The organism is Methylomarinum sp. Ch1-1 (genome assembly GCF_030717995.2).
Classification (GTDB): Bacteria; Pseudomonadota; Gammaproteobacteria; order Methylococcales; family Methylomonadaceae; genus Methylomarinum; species Methylomarinum roseum.
The window spans coordinates 592,397-613,847 of the sequence record NZ_CP157743.1; the positions used below are offsets into that span (position 1 = coordinate 592,397).

Below are 21,451 nucleotides of genomic sequence, written 5' to 3' on the forward strand. Positions count from 1 at the left end.
CCTCTTTGTTATCCAAACTGAGTATCGCCTGATCTCTATTTCTGAGATTAACCAGTCACAATACCGATGCCTCACTCCTCATTAAAAATTCTGCTGCGTTTTTTAGGTTCGATGAACCTGGCGATCACACTGTTGGTCGCGATCGCGATCGCCGCGGTGATCGGCACCGTCGTCCAACAAAACCAGCCCTACGGCGATTATGTGCTGAAATTCGGACCGTTTTGGTTTGAAATCTTCAAGACGCTGGGCCTGTTCAACGTCTATTCGGCCGGCTGGTTTCTGACCATCCTGGCCTTTTTGGTCGTTTCCACCAGCGTCTGCGTCTACCGCAACCTGCCTCGGATGCTGCGAGATATGCGCGACTATCGCGAACACAGTCAACGCGAAACCTTGCTGCGCCTGCCCCATCACGCGCTGGTCGCCAACAATCGCTCCGACGACGATAACATCCGTTTCATCAGCGCATTACTGAAACATCATCATTATCGCTTCAGACTGCACAAAGACGGCGACACCCTCCGCTACGCCGCGAAAAAAGGCGCCGGCAGCCGGCTCGGTTATATCTTCAGCCATCTGGCCATTATCATCATCTGCATCGGCGGCTTGCTGGACGGCAACGTGCCGCTGAAAGTCGCCGAAATGTGGGGGAATATCGTCGTCGAAACCCGGCGCATACCGGCCAGCAGCGTACCCGATATCAGCACGCTGGACGAAGACAATCTGTCGTTCCGCGCCAATGTCGACATTCCGGAAGGCAAGATGACCAACCTGGCTTTCATCGATTACAAGGACGGCTATCTGGTGCAGATGTTGCCCTTCATCATCAAGGTCGAGGACTTTCGCATCGAACATTATCCCAGCGGCCAGCCGAAGTCCTTCGAAAGCGATCTGCTGATCATCGACAAGTCGCGGGCGGAACCGTTACGGAACACGATTTCCGTTAACCATCCATTCAGCTACAGAGGCTACACTGTTTATCAAAACAGCTTCGGCGACGGCGGTTCCAAACTGCGGCTGAAAGCCTGGCCGTTGCGCAAAGAACAGCCCGATTTGGAGATCAAGGCGACGGTCAAGGAAGCGATTGCCCTGGACACGACGGCGGGTCCGCTGACCTTGGAAATCTCCGATTTTCGACCGTTTAACGTGAATCCGGACCCGTTGGGGGTGAAAAAATTCGTCAATTTCGGCCCCAGCTTCCAGTTCAAGTTACGCAAGGCAACCGGGGTCGCCAACGAATATCTGCACTATATGCAGGCGGTTGAAAAGAACGGCGCCTGGTATTACCTTTGCGGGATACGCAGCAAGCCTTCGGAACCGTTCCAATACTGGTATCTGCCGGCCGACCGTGAACGCCGGCTCGACCGCTTCATGAACTTTTACCGGATCTTGCTCGATGATGACCGATTGGCGAAGATCGCCGCCGAGACGGCTCGCTCCAGCGAAAAAAGCCGCCGATTGCCGCGCCAGGATCAACTGGCCGTCAGCGAATTCATGCTGAAGATCACCCAGCAGTTCGTCGAAGGCGGTTATCAGCACATTAACGCACGGATCGAACAAGCGGTAGCGGCCGACAAGCGCCAAGAGGTTTCCGCGCTGTACGCCGCGGTGTTGCGGCAACTGCTGAAAAACGTCTATAGAACCGTCCTGGCCGAAGAAGGCGCGGCCGCCGGCCAGACGCTCGATGCTTTTGATAAGCGTTTCTTCGAGGACGCCGTCAACGCCGTCAATGCCGCCCATTATTACGATTCGCCGGTACTGCTGGATTTGCAAAGCTTCCAACATATCGAAGCGACCGGCCTGCAGATCACCCGTTCGCCGGGCAAGCTGCTGGTTTTTCCCGGTTGTCTGTTGCTGGTGTTGGGCGTGTTTTTCATGTTTTATATGCCGCAGCGGCGGCTGTGGCTGCTGGTCGGCCAGGACGATATCCTGTTGGCCGGCAGCGCATTGCGCAATCGCTATGACTTTGACCGGGAGTTTGAACTTATCCGCAAGCAACTGACACAAAGCGAGTGAATGTGAAACAGCTGCAAACGACAAGCGGTCGCTAAGAAATATGCACAAAATAACTTCCCGAAACAGTAGACTTTGTGGAGGTTCGGTAACTGCTGGTCACTTATCGAACGCGCGGCAGGGCATGTAGGGTGGATAAGCCTGAAGGGCGCATCCACCAAAGATGCCGACCCGGTGGATGCGCTCCGCTTATCCACCCTACGAATGGGGGTGAGTAGTTACCTCGTTCCTAACGATTTATTCAACCTTTACCAATTTGCTTATGGAAAATACCCTGGAACATTCCTTCAATCGGCCTTCTTATCTTAAACAGCGCACGGTTTTCGACCGGGTGTGGGCGGTGATCGTATTGTGCGGAGCGGTTTATACATTCAGCCGATATCACGGCCTGATGGACGGCTATGAAATCGCGATTCTGTCCGCCACCGCGCCGCTGCTGATCTGGCTGGGCTGGCGCTGGTCGGCGTTAAAAAACTTCAGCCTGATCATCGCCATCTTCAGCCTGCTGGCGGTCTCCCGTTACGGCGCCGATTTGAACGCCGCCGAAAGCGATTTCTTGCTCAAATATCTGTTCGCCAGCCAGTCTGCGATCATGTGGATGAGCGCCCTGTATGTGATGGCGACCGTCACCTATTTCGCCCATCTGTTTTCCGGGCGCGAATTTATCGGCAAGGTCGCCGCCGGCATGACCTGGTCGGCGACGACGATGGGCATGGTCGGACTGATGGTCAGATGGCGTGAATCTTATCTGATGGGCGTCGATATCGGCCATATCCCGGTTAGCAATCTCTACGAAGTGTTCATCCTATTCGCGATCATCACCGCCCTGCTCTACCTACACTATGAGCAGCATTACAAGACCCGCTCTCTGGGCGCGTTTGTGCTGTTGGTGATCAGCGCCGCGGTCGGCTTTCTGCTCTGGTACACCTTTGACCGCCAGGCTCATCACATTCAGCCACTGGTGCCCGCCCTGAACAGTTACTGGATGAAGATTCATGTGCCGGCCAATTTCGTCGGTTACGGCGCGTTTTCGTTGGCCGCGATGATCGGGGTGGTCTTCATTATCAAATCCCATGCCGAGAGCAAAAATTCGGCCGGTTTCTTTTCATCCCGTCTCCCTGAGCTATCCTTACTGGAAGACCTGATGTATAAAGCCATCGCCTTGGGCTTCGCGTTTTTCACGCTGGCCACGATCCTCGGCGCCTTGTGGGCCGCGGAAGCCTGGGGCGGTTACTGGTCCTGGGATCCCAAGGAAACCTGGGCGCTGATCGTATGGCTGAATTACGCGGCCTGGCTGCACATGCGCCTGACCAAGGGCTGGAACGGCAGCACGATGGCCTGGTGGGCGATCATCGGCTTTTTCGTCACCCTGTTCGCCTTTCTTGGCGTCAATATGTTTTTATCCGGATTACATTCTTATGGAGAACTTTAATATGTTTAACAAATCCCTGTTTTTCGTCCTGTTCGTTTTTTCCTCGCTGCTGAGCGCAGAGCCTTTGGGTTATGAAAAAATCACCCCTGCCCAGCCGACACAGAATCCCGACAAGGTCGAAGTGATCGAGTTTTTCTGGTACGGCTGCCCTCACTGCTACAGCTTCGAACCGACGCTGGCCGAATGGCTGAAAAACAAGCCGGATAACGTCGAGTTCATTCGCATTCCGGCGGTGTTCAGCAAGCTGTGGGGCGATCACGCCAAGGCCTATTTCACCGCCGAGGCGCTGGGCGTGGTCGATAAGGTCCATGCCGATCTGTTCGACGCCATTCAAAATAAAAAACAGGCGCTACGCAGCGAAGATGACTTGGCCAAGTTTTTTGTCGAACACGGCGTCGATGAAACCGAGTTCCGCAACGCCTATAAATCCTTCCTGGTCGACGCCAAGCTGCGCCAGGCAGAATCGATGCCGCCCCGCTACGGCGTCACCGGCGTGCCGGCCATCATCATCAACGGCAAATACAAAACCAACGGTCCGCTGGCCAAGTCCCAGAAAAACATGATCAAGGTCATGAACGAGCTGATCGCGAAGGAATCCGAGCAGTAATCCGCATCATTACAGCGATTCCCAATTTGGATAACAAAGAGGGCTTGGGGTGTGTTTGGCGTGGATGTCGGCGGCAGGGATGCCGCCGTCAAGCCCCCAAGGATGGGTTCACGGCGTTCCTCGACAGACACACCCCAGGCCCTAAACACCGCTTAAACCCTCAAGCTGGGATTTGTTGGCATTAATGGCGCATTGCGCGCCCTACGACAATGCGGTTGAATTTACTTAACCTCAGTTCGGGATATAAGAATCATAGTAACTGCTCGCCCCACTTATCGACCGCGGCAGGGCATGTAGGGTGGATAAGCCTGAAGGGCGCATCCACCAAAGATGCCGATCCGGTGGATGCGCTCCGCTTATCCACCCTACGAATGGGTGGTGAGTAGTTACGAATCATATATTCCAAAGGGCTAAGACAGCTCTGGAAGAGCTAGCTGATACAGGCTGGTTTCTTAACCCGAACTCAGGTTACTTACTTCGACTCCGGCTGGAAAGCCGGATATTCCGTGCCTGACTGCAGAAATCATTGACTCCATGACCCCGCCTCTATGAGCTTGTTCAACCTGAATGACCCTAGCGATAAATGGGAAAAAAAATATTTTTCCCTGCTGGACGAACATGACGCATTGGAAAAATATTACCAGGACAACGAGGCGTTGCTGTGTAAGACCATCATACGCCTGTCTCTGGCCACCACCGGTTTCAGCGAGGAACTGGATCCTTACCTGACGCGCATCCGCAAACAATTGAAAAACGGTTTAAAAACCGAAAAACTCAAACAGGAATTGGACGACTTCAGCAATGCGCTGATGACCTTCGATGAGTCGGCGACACGGCAACCCGATGATCAGCCGCGCTTATTGATCGAATTTCTAGGCCGTCATTTTCCCCGCCGACAAGACGAATTTGAGCGCATTTACCGGAAATTTCGCAATAATTCGGCAAATTCCCAGGAACTGTTGTTGGCCCTGCACGAACTGGTTGACGAAGAACAATCGGTGGTCAGCGAAATTCATCAAGACGGCATCGACGACGAGGCGATCAGGACGCAACTGGTCGCGCTGCTGGACGCCGACGCAATTCCGGCGACGCTTACCGAACAGGCCGAACAACTGCAACTGCGTTTGCAAAACGAGACTGTTCCGGCGCCGGCCATGTTGAGCGAATGCCTCGACCTGCTGACGCAAATGAAAGATTACTTTCGCTCGGAACAACAGAATATGGCGGAATTTCTATGTAAACTGGGCGCGCACTTGGAAGAGCTTGGCCAACACAGCGTCGGCGCTACGACGGCGTCTCAGCAAACCTTACAAAAAAGAAATGTGCTGGACCAGTCCGTTTCCCGGCAAATACTCGAGCTGCAACAAAATTCGGCGCAATCCACCCAACTGGAGGTATTGAAGCAATTGGTCGACTCCAAACTCTCCAGCATCGCCCGCCAATTACAGGATCACCAGCGCCAGGAACAACGCGAACACGAGCAACATAAACAGGCGATGCAGCAACTGACGGAAAAAATCAAGCGCCTGGAATTGAAATCCAACGAATTAAATAACAAACTCAACCTCGCCCACAACCCAACGATTCGCGACCCGCTGACCGGATTGCCGAACCATCAAGCCTATCAGCAAAGACTGACACTGGAAATGGCCCGGCTACAGCAAGACCACACGCCATTGAGCCTGATCATCTGCGATATCGATCGCTTTAACAACATCATCGATAGCTATGGTCGCAAGGCCGGCGATAAAACCCTAAAGATCATCGCCCGTCTGTTGGCGGCAAATTGTCGGGAAACGGATTTCATCGCGCGTTACCAGGATGAAAAATTCTTGCTGTTATTGACCGATACCGACGCACAAACGGCCTTGGCCATCGCGGAAAAATTACGCCGGCTGATAGCCGGCGCCGGCTTTAATTCCAGCGGCGACAAAATCGCCATCACCCTGTCCTGCGGCGTCTGTCAATTTACAATCTCTGACAGCGGTGATACTGTATTCAAGCGTGCCGCTGCCGCCTTGTCCAAGGCCAAAAAAGATGGCCGTAACCGATGCGTCCTCGCATCATGACTTTCCTGATTGATAGCGCAACCTGCCAACTTGAAATATATTGACGACAAACTGTTCTACAAGCTGATTGTTCAGTTCCTGGTCCTTTCCCAGGGTCAAAACCGACTACTCGATACACACATCAACGGACTCAGGCAGCAGTTAAAACAAGGCGCCAGTCTCGACGAACTGAAGGCGGACCTGCTGAGCCTGTCGAAGACGATCAATCATGTGTTGAAGCAGAAGCCGAAAACGCCTGCTCCGCCGGTCCCCGAGGATTGTCTGCAGAGGGAGCGATTTCTGAATCGCCTGGAAGAATTGCTGACCGGCATCAACATACCGGCTAAATTTCAGGCGCACGGCAAGATCATACGGCAAAAACTGAAAAGCAAACCCGACGACGAAGCCTTCGCCAGGCTGTTCAACGCCGCAGTCGCGCTGATTCTAGACATCAACCATCATGTGCATAACGAACAACAGGAAACGGAAAAATTCCTGGAGAGCATTTCCAATCAATTGAACCTGCTGGATCAGCAAACTCGTCTCGCCAGCGCCTCGAATCTAGCTTCTTTTTCCGAACGGGAATCGTTGAATGCCGCGATTAAGAGCCAGATCGATACGATCCAAGACAGCGCCTCGAATGCGCTGGATCTCAGCGCCTTGCAGAATAACATCACCCTGCATTTACAGAAGCTGACCGCACAATTTCAGCTGCACGAACGGGACGAAAATCATCGCTTGCAAGAAAGCCAAAAACAGCTGACTGAGATGTCGGAAAAGCTGCAGGCTTTGGAAACGGAAACGTCGATTCTGCGCAACAATCTGAAACAGGCCCATGCCTTGGCCTTTCACGATCCGTTGACCGGGCTGCCCAACCGCCTCGCGTTTGACGAAAAAATCGATGCCGAGTTCAAGCATTGGAAACGCTATCAAAAACCGTTGACGCTGATCATCTGGGATATCGACCATTTCAAAAAGATCAATGACATCTATGGCCATAAGGCCGGCGACAAGGCGCTGGAGCTGGTCGCTCGATTGCTGCAACACCGTTGCCGGGAAACGGATTTCATCGCTCGCTACGGCGGCGAGGAATTCGTCATGTTGCTGCAAAACATCGACGCCGAACAATCGTTACAGATCGCCGAAAAAATCCGTCGTCTCATCGCCGAAACCGACTTTAACTACCATGGGGAACGAGTCGGCATGACGATGTCTTGCGGCATCAGCGAATTCCTCGCCGGCGACCGGCAACATGAGGATGTTTTTGGCCGCGCCGACCAGGCGCTCTACCAATCGAAGGAAAACGGCCGCAACCGTTGCACGATCTATCGATGACTCACCACATCAAGTCGTCGGGTATTTGATATTCGGCGTATTCATCGTCGACGGCTGGCTGCTCATCATCGCTAAAACGCACGATGACTGCCTCGGGCTGACGGGCGCCGATTTTATCGGCGACTTCGACGTCGACCACGTCATAAACGCTGTCCAGCCCGACGATGGCCAGTTTTCCGGCGCTGATCTTGTCGCGCAGCTCGGCGCTAATGTAAATGGTTTTAACTTTGTTATCGTCATTGAAATGATAGGCAACGCCATCATCGCCGGCCGCCTTGGGCAAGCGGTTCCGTTCAATCAGCTGCCTAACCTGGTTGACGAGCTGCTGTTTTTCCGCCTCTTTATTGCGCTGTTCATTCAGTAACCTGTCCTTTTCCGCCTGTCTGGCCTTATTTTCCTGGGCAAGCCGTTTGGCTTCATCGCTAGCTTCCACCTTGTTCTTGCGCTGTTTTTTACTCTGCTTACGCTTTTCCGCTCTCGCCTGCTTGGCCTTGGTCTCGTTGACCAAGCCCGCTTTCAGCAACTGATCCTGCAATGATTGATTCTTCATCTTTATGGTTACGATTGATTACAGATTTATTGTAATTATTCAGCGTAGTTTTATCAGAGGGAGTAGGTTATTGATTTATCGGGCTGTCTGCAACAGGACGTTGCAGTCAGAGCTTACAGGGAAGTATTCACCCAGCACCTAAATTAACGAAGATTATTAATCATAGCCAATAACCTAGGGTATTTAGGTGCTGGGTGAACGCGTCCCGAGAAATCAATGGCCTACTCCCTAAACCCTGAAAGATACTGAATAGTTACGGTTTATTTTACCTTGAAAGCGCCTCTCTACGCGATCCGGCAACCACATTTCCAACAATTGCCAGTTTGAGCATTTTTACTGTGTTTAACCTGAGTTCGGGTTAAACACAGCCGGTATCAGGTAGCTCTCTGGGCGGGGCGGGTTATTTAACCCGCCCCAAACGTTTAGCTTACTCTAGTCACTGTTGAATCGTTCAGGACCTCGTTGACCTGCATTTCGCATAGCGACATGCGGCTACTTGCTTTTCGCTACGAGGGCGGCGGTCCTACGCCTTTACCTTTGTGGATGTGCTGAACAGCGTGAAGCGCATCAATAACGGATCAAGCGCAGCGGATCCACCATCGTAAGGCGGCTTCGCGAAGCAAGCCGCCAAAAAACGCCACCGGAGACAAAATTAGCCGTTGTGCGTTCCAAAGCCGGACGGAGTTTGCAACTCCGTCCGCAACCTTCCACCGATTGCCTAGCGGCGAATCCGCCCTACCTTGTTGTCCTGCCCCGTCCTGTAGCGTAGAACAAGCAACGCGGTTCCACGTTTCGGCATGGATTCTCATGGGTGTTTGGCGGATCCGCTGCGCTTGATCCGCCCTACGGCTGCGACGCCAATGTAGGGCGGTGCCGCCAAACACGGCGCGCGGAGCAAAATTGGCCGTTACTCGTATCCAGGCGGATTGCCTGGCGGCGAACTACGGGCTTTCGCCGCAGTTGCCGTTGATATCGACCCATAATGCCCGCACCGCGTTTTCCCGCAGCCAACTTTCCCCCGCCGTTGCCTTCAACATCGCTATCGTGCTGAGACTGCCGGCCACCAGGCAATGCTCCGCGATCACCGTCACCGAGGCCAGGCCGCTGACCGGCCAGCCGCTGCGAGGATCCAGTATATGACTGTAATAACGATCGCCGATGCGGATGCAGCGTTCATAATCGCCGCTGCTGCTTACCGCGCCGCTTTCCAGCCGGATATGGCTATAATGCCGGTTTTTATCGCGGGGATGGCGTATGCCGACCGACCAGGGCGAACCGTCCGGATGCGGCCCGATGATGCGTATATCCCCACCCAGATTGATCAGGCCATGGCCGATGCCGGCCTGCTGGCAAATGACGGCGCACTGGTCGGCCGCGTATTCCTTGACGATGCCGCCAAAATCCAGTTCCATGCCCGGCCGGGAAAATGATAACAGCGGCGCCCGCCAGCTTAGCTTGTCCCACCCGATCCTTGGCAATAACGCCTCTATCCGGCTTTGTTCGGGCAAACCGGCGCTGCCGAAATCCCAGGCTACGCGCAAGATGCCGGAACTGATATCAAACAAGCCGTCGCTGTTTAAATAACAGGCCTCGGCATAATTCAACAACCCCGCCGTTTCTTCATCGACCTCGATGCTGGCGCCGGCTTTGGCGGCCCGATTGATGGCAGACAACCGGTTGTCGTCAAGATAACGCGAGTAGCGTCGTTCCAGCCTCTTTACGGTTTGAATAGCCTGCGCTGCGACGCGTTGCGCGTGTTTTGGCTCATGCGCATAAAGCTTGATTTCGCAGCGAGAACCCATCGCGTTAAACGGCACAACAAAATAATCGAACATCGAATTTTTTTCGCTCACCACCAGGCCCAGAATTCGACGCGCAGATAACGCAGCATGCGCCGGGTCAGCAATTCGAACAGCGTCCGTTTGCCGCAGTCTATTTTCGCGAAACCGGTCATTTCCGGTTTAAGCAACAAGGCGGCATTGTCTATTTCGGTGGTCACCCGCACGACCTTGCGCGTCAGTCCGCTGTCATCATCCATCGCAGTCGGCGCGATGGCGGCCACCTTTCCGTTAAACTGCCGGTCCGGATAGGCGCGCGCCTTCAGCGTGACCGGCTGGCCGACGCCGATGTCTCCGATATCCTTTTCCGGAATCAGCATTTCGACCTTGGCGGTATCCAGTCGATAGACTTCCATGATCAAATCGCCTTTTTTGACCAGTTGGCCTTTTTTTTCGTTAATTTTCGGCGTGGTCACGACGCCCTCTATCGGGCTTGTCACCTTGACCCGTTGCAGATTATCCTGCAAATAGCGTTGCTGAACCTGCAGGGCATTGATCACCGCTTCCAGCGACTCGATTTCCTCTTCCCTATGTCCCGCCAATAATTGACGCAGGTCCGCTTCCGCCTGCTCCACTTCATCCCTAGAGACCGCCAATTCCTTTACGACATCGGCATGCCGATAGGCCTGCACCATGCTCAGTTCGGCCTCGGCCTCCCGCAATTCGTTTCTTTTGACAGAAACCTCTTCCTGCACCTGCTCCAGCGTCACCTGAGGAATGACCCGTTTGTCCGACAGCGCCTCGATCCGTTGCAATTTTTTCACGGCGAAATTCAATTGTTCCCGCACCTTGTCGATCGCGCCCTTCACTTTGCTGAGATGCCTGAGATGAATCTGTTCCGCTTCCTGATCGGCCTTCAGAGCGTGTTTATAACGGGTTTTGGCGGTATCGACCTTGCTTCGGGCCGAGTCGATTTCCTCTTTGGTCGCGCCGGCCGTCAGTATTTTCAACTTGGCTTGATATTCACGGATCTCCGCCTCGATTTTATGCAAGCGCATGCGATATTCACGATCGGATAAATGGACTAGGCGGTCGCCTTTGCGCACCCTGTCGCCTTCATGAACATAGACGTCATCGATGATCGCTTCCACTTCGGCGCGGATATCGGCATTATGCGCCGGATAGATCTCGAATTCACCCGAGACTGTCAGTTCGATTTCGACGACAGAAAGCAAGACGATCAGCAATATCGGCAACGCATAGTTGCGCCAAGGCTTGCCGCTCATTGCGCCGCCGCTAAGGTGTTTACGCAGTCGCAACGATAGCGACTGTAATTTTTTATGAAAAGCGATCATGATAATTCCGACAAAAATGGCAAAGCCTGTTCCCTGCAAGTGCAGCACGAGAAATTGGGCCAGTAACGCGGCTAAATAACCCAGGATGAAAACGGAAAAAAGACCGGCGAACAGGCCATACGTCACAAAGATGATTTTCTCCCGACGGGATATATCGATCGCCGTCGGCCTCGCCAATCCGAATAAGGCCTTGAACCTAATTCGAACATAGTCGAGCGCCTTTGCCCGCAGATTAGGGACATCCAGATAATCGCTGAGCATGTAATAACCATCGAGCTTGATCAGCGGATTGAAATTGAGCAAGATCCTGACTCCCGATGAACCGATCATGATTAAGGCCAGATAATGAATCGTGGTTTCCGGGGCAAAAATCCGCCAGGCGACCACCGCTAGCGCCCAGATCAACAATTCGCAATAGGCGCCGGCAAACGCAACCCATAAACGCCGTGATTTTTGCGGAAACAACCAGGCGTCGCTGATATTGCAAAAAAACGCCGGCATGAAAAAAATCAACAAAAAACCGATTTCATGCACCTGACCGCCGAAATGCTTACAGGTCAGGCCGTGGGCGAATTCATGCAGAATGACGGTCACCAACAACACGCCCCCGACAGCCAGCAGGTTTTCTATCGCCAGATGGTTGACGAGATCGCGCTGAATCTCGGCATCGTTGCTTATTAACAGCACAAAGGCGCCTAGGATCAACGCTAGCGATAAGCACAAAAATGTACGGCTGAACAGAAAACTCAAGCGATGATTTAGATACGCCAGCAACGGGTCGGGGTCAAACAAGCTGTAACGCAAATAAAGATAGCTGCCTTTGAACTGTCTTTGTTTAAGTAAGGTTGGTCGAGGACTTTCTGATGTCTGATTCAGCAAGCCTCGCTGTTCCAAGCTGGCGACAAAGGCCTGCAAGGCATCGACGCTCAAGGCGCTGTGATAGTTTTCTTCGACGCTGGCGCAAATCTCGGCAGCGGAGTTTTCGCCATTCAAGCGTTCGATAATGAAATACTCGACTTCGCCGAAACGGAAGAATCGTCCCGTTTCAGGGATCTTGACGATATAACATGGGCCGTCGGCGGTTTCCTGTCGACTGATGGATAAATCCGCTCTGATGCGGGGACTGTGATGAGTCATTTAAACGACTATTCAGTGGAGACGGGACAGGAGCATCCTGGCATGGAGGCGAGTGCAAAATGATCGGCAGTCGGTCATTAAAATTCTTGCTTATTCAAACAGGCAAACAAAAATCAGCGGCCATAGCCATAGACGCCGCTTATAGAAACCAGGCGCTATCCTCGTCCATGGAGAGCAATGAACTCCAAGCTTTGTGGATAGGCCTGGGCGGTGCTAAATCAGAAGTGAGGCTTATCGAACTCAACACCTTCAGGGAAATTAGTGCCTAACTTAGCATGCAGACCAGCTTCGGGATGTGCGCCTGGCTCCGCCATGTCGCTTGCCGCCTCCGGCAGAAATACGCTGATATGAGGCGCGATGCGTTCTTCCAGATCTTCAATTTTCAACGTCAATGGTTGCTTGTCTTTCATTATTATTTCCTCAATTGATAAGTTTACCTAAGTATTCCATGTCTATTCCATGCTTAGCTGTCAAATTCCGCCGCGACTAATCGGCTGACGCGCATAGGTGAACAGGAATCTGCATCAGAGTCGAAGCAAACGACTCGAGTAATCTGCCAGCAATCGCCATGCCAAACAATCCTCATGCCGACAGTTAGAAAACAGTCCCAGCCAAGCCACTGAATTTAAACAATAATCATTATCATTTATTAAGAGTATAGTTATAAACCAATACACTCATTCTCTGCCAGCGGCGGACGCAGCGAAAAAATAGGGCATATCACCTATTTTTTACCTTCATTAACGGTTCGGAGCACGAATTTTTAGCATCTCGCATGTCTTCGCGACTGCCCGCTTTTTTCACAACTTTCCTCTCTAGCTAAGGCCTGTAGGCCTCTGGTCCAGTGCTCTCCCAATATTTGATGCGATCGTCTTCAGCAATCTGCCGCCCTTTTCTCAACGGCGAAAATCCTGAAAAAGTGTGTGATATGACATACCGACTGCGTCATATCACACACTTTTCGCGCCCTCTATTTCCCCCTGCCTGGGCCGTCATAGCAAAATTATCCAATTTTCCCCGTAACTGATCGCCCCACTGATCGAACGCGGCAGGGCATGACAGGGTGGAGATAAGCGAAGCGCATCCACCGGGTCGGCATCTTTGCTGGATGCGCCCTTCAGGCTTATCCCCCCTACAAATGGGGTGAGTAGTTACTTTTTCCCTTGAAAAACAGAGACTCATCCCGGATGGTGCGGCATGGTTGGCCCTGAAATTGCATAAAACTTCGAATAACAATCATTATCATTAACAATATAAATATATAATAATTCCATGATAATTAAACCAGCTCACTTCTTATCGCTCGCCCTATTGTTCCCTCTGCAAACATCGGCGGCAGAATCCGGAGAGCTTGTTCCGGCCTGTCATCCATCGGATTTCAACGACAATAGAACCTTGCAACTTGCCGATTTCATGGGCAAGGTTGTTTATGTCGATTTTTGGGCCTCCTGGTGTCCAACCTGTAAAAAATCCTTCCCCAGCCTAAATCGCCTGCATGATGAATTAAAGCAGCGGGACTTTGCCATTCTCGCCATCAACGTGGATGAAGAAAAAAGCGATGCGGAAAAATTCCTGCATCACAACCCGGTTGATTTTTCCATTGCTTATGACGGTGAAGGCGATTGCCCCCGCTCCTTCGGCGTGATGGCGATGCCGACCTCCTACATCATCGATAAAAACGGCATTATCAGGGATGTGCATGTCGGTTTCGACGATGACAGCATCGACAAGATACGTACTCGCGTCTTGTCTTTGCTAGACGAGTAAGCGCTATGCCCTCGACCACTCCAGCGTTATGCCTGGGCTCGATCTTGTTGGTGACGGGCTGCGCGCCGAACGTGATGCCATGGGAACGCGGCCTATTGGCCAAGCCCCATATGGCGTTTCAGCCCAACGCGATAGAAGCCTCGTTGCGCCAACATATGCTGATTAGTAAGGAGGCCTCTTCCGGCGGTCACGGCGGCGGAGGCGGCGGCTGTGGCTGCAACTAAAACCAATGCGCTGCACGCCTTAACCGCCGCGGCACTGGCATTGCCGGGTATGTCGGCTAAGGCCGCTGCAAGCGATTATCAGGCGAAAACCGATATCCAATACGGTCATTACCGGGAAAGCGATGATCGTATTTCGGTGGACATTTATCAGGGCATGACCGTGCTGCCAATCAGTCAGTCTCTGGAGCTACAAGGCAGTTGGGTGATCGATAGTTTTTCCGGCGCCACGCCGGTTTTGACCCTGCCGGCCTCTGTCGCGCAAACCAGCAGCGGCGCTTCCGGCATCAGCGGCGTAGACGGCGACAAAACCGTCAGCGGCGGCGAGCAAGCGGTTCAGGTCATGACCGGCGCGTCCACCCGAGAAACCCGCTACGGTGTCGATATCGGACTTAGTTATTTTCTCGATAATCTGAGTTTTCACGCCTCCGGTAAACGCTCCGAAGAACCGGATTATCTGTCCCATGGCTACCATGTCGGCGTTGACTGGGATTTCAACCGCAAGCTGAATACCTTGTCGCTGGGCTTCGGACAAAATTTCGACCGGGTGGAACCGACCACCCGGCCGCTCAGCGAGGAAAAGAACGAATATCAGATACAGCTGGGTTTAAGCCAGATACTCGGCAAAAAATCGCTGTTTCGGCTGAGCGCCGGCTACACTCATGGCAGCGGCTATCTGTCCAATCCCTACAAAAAAGTGTTTATCCAAGGCTTGGATACAGACCATAATTTGCAAGACGGCGGATTCAACCATGTCTTCTATGAAAACCGGCCGGACAAACGCGACCAGTGGTCGGTCTCGTTAGGCTATATCCGCTATTTTTCCGCGCTGGATTCGGCGCTGCACCTCGACTATCGTTATTTCACCGACAGTTGGGATATTGCCTCGCATACCTTCGAGGCGGTCTATCACCAGCCGCTGGCCGAAGACTGGATGCTGATTCCGCGCTTACGCTATTACTCCCAGAACCAGGCCCGTTTTTATCGCGATTTCTACACGACGCCGCGGAAGGATCATCATTATTCCAGCGATTTCCGACTGGCCGGCTTCGGCGTCCTCAGCGGCGGCATTAAGCTCAGCCGGGAATGGCGACACGCCAATAAGCTGACCGAAAGCATCAAGCTGGAAGCCGGTTTTGAATACAGCGCCCATGCCGCCGCGCTGCAATTGGGCGGACAAACCGCCTCCGAGCTGACCGATTTTAATTACGTATTGTTCAGCGGAGCGATCAAGATCAAATTTTAGTCGCTAACGTCACTTCACCGCGGTCGCATCTGCGTGATCGTCGGACCTCGTAGCGTCATACGCTTCGCCGGTATGCCAGGATCTGCGCCAGCATTCCCTGACATTTAAAAACCATTCTCGCCGCCTTACAGGTTTGGGGTTACAGACCCATCGTTATACACAAATTGAGGCGCGCCGGAAATGTTGGGCTTCGCTACAGCAATTCCCATCAGTTTGGCGTTCAAAAGGGCATGGGGTGTGTTTGGCGAGGATGTCGGCAGCAAGGATGCTGCCGTCAAGCCCCCAGGGACGTGGGTTTACGGCGCTCCTCGACAGACACACCCCATGCCCTAAACACCGCAAAAATACTCAAGCTACGAATTGCTGGCTTCGCTAGCGCTCAGCCCAAGCTACGACATACTGGCGGCTATTGTCTCTGCAGCGATTTGATCGCGGCGATGCGCTTATCGATAGCCGGATGGCTGGACAGGTAATCAAATTCTACGGCCGGATCGCTAGGCCGTTCCAGCAGCGTCAAGATGCGGATGAGCGGTTCGACCCCCACCTGTCGAACATTAAGAAAATCGACGGCAAAGCGGTCGGCCTCCCGCTCAAACGCCCTGGAATAACGGCTTTCCACCAGTATCGTCGGCAGGGTTACCGACAAGGACGACACCGAGCTAATATCGCCTAGTAGGCCGGCCATGAACAGCGCGGTCAACGAATCCTGTAAGACCGACCTTAAACCATGCTGATATTCGACATGTCCCATTTCATGGGCCAGCACGGCGATAATTTGCTCTTCATTTTCAGCCAACGCCAGCAAGGCATCGGTGACCACGATAATGCCGCCCGGCAGCGCCAGTGCATTGGCGCCCATTTGCCGGCTATCGCGGAACAACAAGCGATAACGATAATCGCCATCCAAATTCTTGGTCATTTGTTGAAACCGCCGCCGTAAACGGGCCTGCGTAACGACATCGGTTTTCGTATCGGTAAACAACCATTGGTCGAGAGTCTCCAGACCTTGTTCGCCAATGCCTTGTTCGACATGACCCGGAACGCCTTTCGAAACCCATGCTGCCGCGGCCGGTACGGCGTATTCGATGCCGGCCCAGATAAAACCGACGGTGAAGACGAACGCCAACAACACAAACGGCCCGTTTTTTTCCACAGTGTGCAGCAGAGTCTGAGCACGGTTTTGTGCAAAATAATCGCAGACCCGATCCAGCGCCTCATTATCGGCTGTTTCCAGCATGGCGCCATCGGCCAGAAAAATATTACGCCGGGTATTCCCCAGCCTGGCCGAGATCGACAATTGATCCAGCGTGGTTTCCAGTTCAAAGCGTTCACCGGTCACCGACACCTTGCCGGCTTCATCGAAGCTGACCGAAACCGGCATCCTCGCTGAGGAACGACCGTCGTAGTAATAAGCGCTGAACTTGATCACAGGCCGAAATCGATATCCAGTAGATCCCCCAACTCTTCGCCGATCGCGTCGGCTTTTTCCGCTTCCGCGGCGATGAAGGCCTCAGGATCTGGAACGGTCATCAAAGTCATACAGGAAATCCGGTAGCGGGCCGTGCGAATCATCGCCCATGGAATCAACAATCCTAGTGAAAAAATAATGGCAACGGTATTGGAAAAATATAACCAACACATCTTCATCGTTTCCAGATTACTGCGAAACCGGCATTGTTGCAGGCTGGTATGGTTGATGACTAAATTGGTCAGCGTGGTGTAGATATAACCATATACGATCATCAAAAAAGGAAAAAACAGCAATGCCATCAACGCCGGCAGGATGAACGCCGCTTCGGAAGCATTGCTCATCGGCAGTACTAACTGCAGTGCATAATTGAAACCGGCCCCCAACAACACGACCGCCAGGGTCACCCCCGCTGTTTTCATATAGATGCCGTAGAACTGGCCGGCGGTCACCGCCGTGCTGAATTGACTGGTTCCGTATGCGCTATGGTCGATGACGAATTTTTTCCGCTCTTTAGCGAAGTAAGGATACGCCAGCCCCAATGAGAACGCGACCGCCACCGGCAAGCCGATAAACACCCATAACGCCTTTAGATAGTCTCCGGCGAAATGAAAGCGGATATTGCGGTAAGTCGAATTATATAGATTGAATTGCAATGACTTGATGATGATCCAGGGAAACAGCGGAATGAATATTAGCACCAATACACCCTCCAATATCGGCGAAATCAGCGCCGAAAATGAATAAAGCAAAATCAGCGCGAACGCCAGCAAGCGTCCCTTCAGAATCTTCACCGGATCGGCCAGATAATCGAATGGCGTATTCATTAAAAAGGTATTGCCGTAAAAATACCGCCGCGTCCTGACTTTAGCCCAGGCCGAGTAGATTCCCAGCGTGATAATGGAAAGCATGATATTGACGATCCAGATTTTAAAAAACTCGCCTGTTTTGCCATGAAACTCGAATGGCTGTGTCGTCCGCTGCATCGGTGGCTCCTTATAAGCAATAAAATGAAAATTTATCCAATCGAACGGCCAAACTCCGTCAGTATCCAGGTGGATTGCCTGGCGGCGAATCCACCCTACGGTGGGTCCACCCGACGGTTACGACGCCAACGTAGCTAACGTAGGGCGGCTTCGCGAAGCAAGCCCCCAAAAAACGCCACCAGGGCAAAATTGGCCGTTGTGCGTATCCAGGCGGATTGCCTGACGGCGAATCCGCCCTACGGTGGGTCCACCCGACGGTTACAACGCCAACGTAGCTAACGTAGGGCGGCTTCGCGAAGCAAGCCGCCAAAACCCGGTGCGCTTCCTATCGTCAGCACCCCCTACCCGCACCGATAGGGCGGATCACGCGCAAAAGAATCAATGATCTGCCGCCTAAATCCTGAATAATACAGAAATAATTAAAACAAACGAAACAAGTCCCTGAAATTTATCGCCTAACAGATTAAAATAGCCAGGCTGCGTCCGGAAACGGCAAAACCACTGTTTCGAGTTACGCCGTCATCATCCAGGTTCAAGCAGATATGAGCGATTAACAAAAGCCTCTCAACTTAATGGCATCCATGACGATTAAACCCCAAAAAGCCGATCCTGAAAACATACGAAAAGCGGCCGACATTTTAAGACGCGGCGGACTCGTCGCCTTTCCGACCGAAACGGTTTACGGACTGGGCGCCGACGCCGGCAATGCCGACGCGGTCAAAAAAATTTTCAAGGCCAAGAACCGGCCGGCAGACCATCCCCTAATCGTCCACATCGGCGACCCGCGGCAGTTAAACGACTGGGCGCAAAACATCCCGCAGATAGCCTGGGATCTGGCGGCGAAATTCTGGCCGGGCCCCTTGGCGATGGTGCTGTCCAAACATCCATCGGTTCCGCTGACCGTCACCGGCGGCCAACAAACCATTGCCTTGCGCATGCCGGATAATCCGGTCGCCTTGAATCTGTTAAAGGCTTTCGACGGCGGCATCGCCGCACCATCGGCCAATCGTTACAACCACGTCAGCCCGACCCTGGCCGAGCATGTGGCCAGCGAACTCGGCGATGCCGTCGATATGATACTCGACGGCGGGGCTTGCAGCGTCGGCCTCGAATCGACCATCATCGACCTTAGCGGCACCCAGCCGGCGCTGTTAAGGCCGGGACATATCACCCCGCGTCAGCTTGAAGCCGTCTTGCATACCCCGGTCAAAGTCCCGCAACAGAGCAAAACCCGGGCGCCGGGTATGCTTGAAATCCATTATGCGCCGACCACGACGGCCCGGCTTTGCCCTGCCGAACGACTCGCCGCAGAGATCGAGCAACTGGCGCAGAACAAACGGCTCGGCTTACTGACGCTGCACCCACGAGCCGAGAACAGCGAAACAATCTTCGCTCGAATGATGCCAACCGATGCCGACGACTACGCCCACGCCTTATATGCTTCGTTGCGAGAGTTGGATGGTATGAAATTGGATCTGATTTTAATCGAACAACCGCCCGATGATGAGGGCTGGCTTGCGGTCAACGACCGTTTGAGGAAGGCGACCGCCTCGGGCGCGCTGATCGGATAAACCGTCCAACCTGCATCCATCAAGCAACCATGGTCACGTTGCCGCGCTAGCGGTTACGTGACATTTCGGGGTCACGGGCTGTATTGTCAAGGAACGCTCGCACACCCTGTCTACTATTGGGCGATCACTCTGCATCCTGTGGAGCAGGCAACCGACCCCTCCAAACACATATTCGGGAAATTGGTTTTAGCCCTATCCTAGAAACCGCCCACAACGGTTCTTTGCGGCAAAGCAATAAGAAAACATCCTCATCGGGATGAGGACAATGATTAAAGGTTTATGAATATAAATACTCACGCTATTGCAGAATTATTGGACCTGGACCGCCGCCATATCTGGCATCCCTATACCTCGATACCGGCCCAACAGCCGGTTTACCCCGTCGCTTCCGCCAGCGGAGTCACGCTGACGTTGGCCGACGGCCGCGCTCTAATCGACGGCATGTCATCGTGGTGGTCGGCGATACACGGTTATAATCATCCGCGCCTGAACGCCGCCGCACATCAGCAAATCGACACGCTGTCACACGTGATGTTCGGCGGACTGACCCACCAGCCGGCCACCGAGTTGGTGCGGCGTTTGTTGGACATCACCCCGGAGCCCTTAAATCTGGCCTTTTTGAGCGATTCCGGCTCGGTCAGCGTCGAAGTGGCGCTGAAAATGGCCATTCAATATTGGCAGGCGCAAGGCAAGGCCGAAAAGAGCCGTTTTCTGTCCTTGAGCGGCGGCTATCACGGCGATACCTTCGGCGCGATGGCCGTTTGCGATCCGGTCAACGGCATGCACCATCTATTCAGCCAGATCCTGCCACAACATTTTTTCGCTCCCCGGCCGGGCATCCGCTTCGGTGAGGAATGGAACCCTAGCGCTGTCGACGCCGTCGAAGCGATCTTCACCGAACATGCCGAAGAAATCGCCGCGGTGATACTGGAGCCTGTTGTCCAAGGCGCCGGCGGCATGTATTTTTATCATCCGCAATATCTGAGCGAGTTGCGGCGTCTCTGCGACCATTACCAGGTCCTATTGATCGCCGATGAAATCGCCACCGGTTTCGGCCGCAGCGGGCGTCTGTTCGCCTGCGAGCATGCCGGTATCGTCCCCGACATTTTATGTCTGGGCAAGGCGCTGACCGGCGGTTATCTGTCCCTGGCGGTGACGCTGACGACCGATCACATCGGTCAAACCCTATCCAGCGGTGAAGCCGGCTGCTTCATGCATGGCCCGACCTTCATGGGCAACCCGCTGGCTTGCAGCATCGCCGCGGCCAGCATCGACCTGTTGCTGGAATCGGACTGGCGAGCCAACATCAAACGCATTGAACAACTGCTGAGCGTTGGCCTGGAACGCTGCAGAAACTTACCGGGCGTTGCCGATGTCAGAGTTTTGGGCGCGATAGGCGTCGTCGAAATGAACTCAGCGGTCGATATTCCGACCCTGCAGGAAAAGCTAGTCAAGCGCGGCGTCTGGCTGCGACCGTTCGGACGACTGATTTATACGATGCCGCCTTATATCATCACCGACGAACAGCTGGATACATTGACAACGGCGATTTATCAGGCGCTCGGTGAATAAAATATTGCCGTTGTCCCTTTAGAACCGAGGCGTCCGAGACTATGAGCCCAAAGACACCCCAAGCCCTCTATGTGATCCAAATTGATGGGAATTGCCGCCAAACACTCTATTATGTTGATCAAATTTCTTTTCATTAAAATCGTCCGCCTCTATCAACTGTTGATTTCGCCATTCCTGCCGCCATCCTGTCGCTATCACCCCAGTTGCTCATGCTATGCGATCGAGGCGCTAGAGGTTCACGGCCCTCTTTACGGTTCCTGGCTGACCTTGAAAAGGCTGTTGCGCTGTCAACCCTGGGGAGGCCATGGCTATGACCCGGTGCCGCCTAAAGAGTCGGCCAATAAACCACATGACCGAAACCATTAGCA

The 21,451-nt window shown here is 53.3% G+C and carries 17 protein-coding genes; 11 read left to right on the forward strand and 6 right to left on the reverse strand.

What is annotated here, in order from left to right:
* Positions 1-66 precede the first annotated feature (66 nt).
* From Q9L42_RS03115 to Q9L42_RS03135, 5 genes are all read left to right on the forward strand, one after another.
* On the forward strand, positions 67-2,013 hold the full coding sequence (locus Q9L42_RS03115; protein ID WP_305909887.1) for a cytochrome c biogenesis protein ResB: 1,947 nt from the start codon (positions 67-69) through the stop codon (positions 2,011-2,013).
* A gap of 259 nt (positions 2,014-2,272) precedes the next feature.
* Entirely contained in the window at positions 2,273-3,442 is a 1,170-nt protein-coding gene (gene ccsB, locus Q9L42_RS03120) for a c-type cytochrome biogenesis protein CcsB (RefSeq protein ID WP_305909886.1), read from the forward strand.
* 1 nt (position 3,443) lies between these two features.
* Positions 3,444-4,049, forward strand: coding sequence for a thiol:disulfide interchange protein DsbA/DsbL (locus tag Q9L42_RS03125; protein WP_305909885.1), 606 nt, complete (start codon positions 3,444-3,446; stop codon positions 4,047-4,049).
* A gap of 548 nt (positions 4,050-4,597) precedes the next feature.
* On the forward strand, positions 4,598-6,118 hold the full coding sequence (locus tag Q9L42_RS03130) for a sensor domain-containing diguanylate cyclase (protein ID WP_349431870.1): 1,521 nt from the start codon (positions 4,598-4,600) through the stop codon (positions 6,116-6,118).
* A 30-nt stretch (positions 6,119-6,148) separates the two neighbouring features.
* Positions 6,149-7,432 (forward strand): GGDEF domain-containing protein, encoded by a 1,284-nt coding sequence (locus tag Q9L42_RS03135; protein WP_305909883.1) that lies wholly within the window; start codon positions 6,149-6,151, stop codon positions 7,430-7,432.
* 1 nt (position 7,433) lies between these two features.
* Here Q9L42_RS03135 and Q9L42_RS03140 read toward each other — a convergent pair whose 3' ends face one another.
* From Q9L42_RS03140 to Q9L42_RS03155, 4 genes are all read right to left on the reverse strand, one after another.
* Positions 7,434-7,982: a DUF2058 domain-containing protein gene (locus Q9L42_RS03140; RefSeq protein ID WP_305909882.1), complete on the reverse strand. Its 549-nt coding sequence runs from the start codon at positions 7,980-7,982 to the stop codon at positions 7,434-7,436.
* 941 nt (positions 7,983-8,923) lie between these two features.
* The gene (locus tag Q9L42_RS03145; protein ID WP_349431871.1) at positions 8,924-9,835 is read right to left on the reverse strand and encodes an FAD:protein FMN transferase; all 912 of its coding nucleotides are present in this window, start codon (positions 9,833-9,835) and stop codon (positions 8,924-8,926) included.
* Positions 9,832-12,252: an efflux RND transporter periplasmic adaptor subunit gene (locus Q9L42_RS03150; RefSeq protein WP_349431872.1), complete on the reverse strand. Its 2,421-nt coding sequence runs from the start codon at positions 12,250-12,252 to the stop codon at positions 9,832-9,834. Before Q9L42_RS03150 ends, Q9L42_RS03145 begins: the two co-directional genes overlap by 4 nt.
* A 218-nt stretch (positions 12,253-12,470) precedes the next feature.
* The gene (locus tag Q9L42_RS03155; protein WP_305909877.1) at positions 12,471-12,662 is read right to left on the reverse strand and encodes a hypothetical protein; all 192 of its coding nucleotides are present in this window, start codon (positions 12,660-12,662) and stop codon (positions 12,471-12,473) included.
* Positions 12,663-13,524: 862 nt separating this feature from the next.
* On the opposite strand from Q9L42_RS03155, the gene Q9L42_RS03160 reads away from it, so the two are divergent.
* From Q9L42_RS03160 to Q9L42_RS03170, 3 genes are read left to right on the forward strand one after another with little or no spacing between them, the layout of a single operon-like run.
* The gene (locus Q9L42_RS03160; RefSeq protein WP_305909876.1) at positions 13,525-14,019 is read left to right on the forward strand and encodes a TlpA family protein disulfide reductase; all 495 of its coding nucleotides are present in this window, start codon (positions 13,525-13,527) and stop codon (positions 14,017-14,019) included.
* 5 nt (positions 14,020-14,024) lie between these two features.
* Positions 14,025-14,243 carry a DUF4266 domain-containing protein gene (locus Q9L42_RS03165; protein WP_305909875.1) on the forward strand — a complete coding sequence of 73 codons (219 nt, stop codon included), beginning with the start codon at positions 14,025-14,027 and terminating at the stop codon, positions 14,241-14,243.
* Positions 14,230-15,486: a DUF3570 domain-containing protein gene (locus Q9L42_RS03170; RefSeq protein ID WP_305909874.1), complete on the forward strand. Its 1,257-nt coding sequence runs from the start codon at positions 14,230-14,232 to the stop codon at positions 15,484-15,486. Before Q9L42_RS03165 ends, Q9L42_RS03170 begins: the two co-directional genes overlap by 14 nt.
* A gap of 406 nt (positions 15,487-15,892) precedes the next feature.
* Here the strand turns inward: Q9L42_RS03170 and Q9L42_RS03175 are convergent, their stop codons facing one another.
* Positions 15,893-16,915 (reverse strand): M48 family metallopeptidase, encoded by a 1,023-nt coding sequence (locus tag Q9L42_RS03175; RefSeq protein ID WP_305909873.1) that lies wholly within the window; start codon positions 16,913-16,915, stop codon positions 15,893-15,895.
* Positions 16,912-17,940 carry a YjgN family protein gene (locus Q9L42_RS03180; protein ID WP_349431873.1) on the reverse strand — a complete coding sequence of 343 codons (1,029 nt, stop codon included), beginning with the start codon at positions 17,938-17,940 and terminating at the stop codon, positions 16,912-16,914. Before Q9L42_RS03180 ends, Q9L42_RS03175 begins: the two co-directional genes overlap by 4 nt.
* 581 nt (positions 17,941-18,521) lie before the next feature.
* Here Q9L42_RS03180 and Q9L42_RS03185 point away from each other — a divergent pair.
* The 3 genes from Q9L42_RS03185 (at position 18,522) to yidD (ending at position 21,449) form a co-directional block, all read left to right on the forward strand.
* The gene (locus Q9L42_RS03185) at positions 18,522-19,511 is read left to right on the forward strand and encodes an L-threonylcarbamoyladenylate synthase (RefSeq protein WP_349431874.1); all 990 of its coding nucleotides are present in this window, start codon (positions 18,522-18,524) and stop codon (positions 19,509-19,511) included.
* 279 nt (positions 19,512-19,790) lie between these two features.
* Positions 19,791-21,083, forward strand: coding sequence for an adenosylmethionine--8-amino-7-oxononanoate transaminase (gene bioA, locus Q9L42_RS03190; RefSeq protein ID WP_305909871.1), 1,293 nt, complete (start codon positions 19,791-19,793; stop codon positions 21,081-21,083).
* A gap of 111 nt (positions 21,084-21,194) precedes the next feature.
* Positions 21,195-21,449, forward strand: a complete 255-nt coding sequence (yidD, locus tag Q9L42_RS03195; protein ID WP_305909870.1) for a membrane protein insertion efficiency factor YidD — start codon at positions 21,195-21,197, stop codon at positions 21,447-21,449.
* Positions 21,450-21,451 lie beyond the last annotated feature (2 nt).